This is a genomic window from Serratia sp. PL7 (assembly GCF_945957435.1).
Window position 1 is genome coordinate 1 of record NZ_CAMFLB010000119.1, and the last position, 590, is coordinate 590.

Consider the following 590-nt stretch of genomic DNA (forward strand, 5'->3'; position numbering starts at 1 on the left):
GGGCACGCGGAAAGCGGAGTTTTATATGTACGCGGTTTTCCAAAGTGGTGGTAAACAACACCGAGTAAGCGAAGGTCAGACCGTTCGCTTGGAAAAGCTGGACATCGCAACTGGTGAAGCGGTTGAGTTTGACCAGATTCTGATGATCGCTAATGGCGAAGATATCAAAATCGGCGTTCCTTTCGTCGATGGCGGTAAGATCAAAGCTGAAGTGGTTGCTCACGGTCGTGGCGAAAAGATCAAGATTGTTAAGTTTCGTCGTCGTAAGCACTATCGTAAGCAGCAAGGTCACCGTCAGTGGTTCACTGATGTTAAAATCACCGGCATCAGCGCTTAAGTTAGGAGAGCGGATTAATGGCACACAAAAAGGCTGGCGGCTCGACTCGTAACGGTCGCGATTCAGAAGCTAAACGTCTGGGCGTAAAACGCTTTGGCGGCGAAGCAGTACTGGCAGGCAGCATCATCGTTCGTCAGCGCGGCACCAAATTCCACGCTGGTACCAACGTGGGTTGCGGCAAAGACCACACTCTGTTTGCTTTGAAAGACGGTAAAGTCAAATTCGAAGTTAAAGGCCCGAGCAATCGTAAATT

At 49.8% G+C, this 590-nt stretch carries 2 protein-coding genes; both read left to right on the top strand.

All coding sequences use genetic code 11. From position 1 onward, the window contains the following. Positions 1 to 25 precede the first annotated feature (25 nt). A complete protein-coding gene (gene rplU / locus N6G83_RS54515) occupies positions 26 to 337 on the top strand; it encodes a 50S ribosomal protein L21 (RefSeq protein WP_004955927.1) in 312 nt (103 codons plus the stop codon). 17 nt (positions 338 to 354) lie between these two features. Further along, positions 355 to 590, top strand: a 236-nt coding sequence (gene rpmA, locus N6G83_RS54520; protein ID WP_260524447.1) for a 50S ribosomal protein L27, incomplete at its 3' end; no start/stop codon positions are given.

What these genes read in the sequence shown, in the direction of transcription:
- rplU (WP_004955927.1), top strand. Translation starts at nt 26, where the DNA reads ATGTACGCGGTTTTCCAAAGTGGTGGTAAACAACACCGAGTAAGCGAA.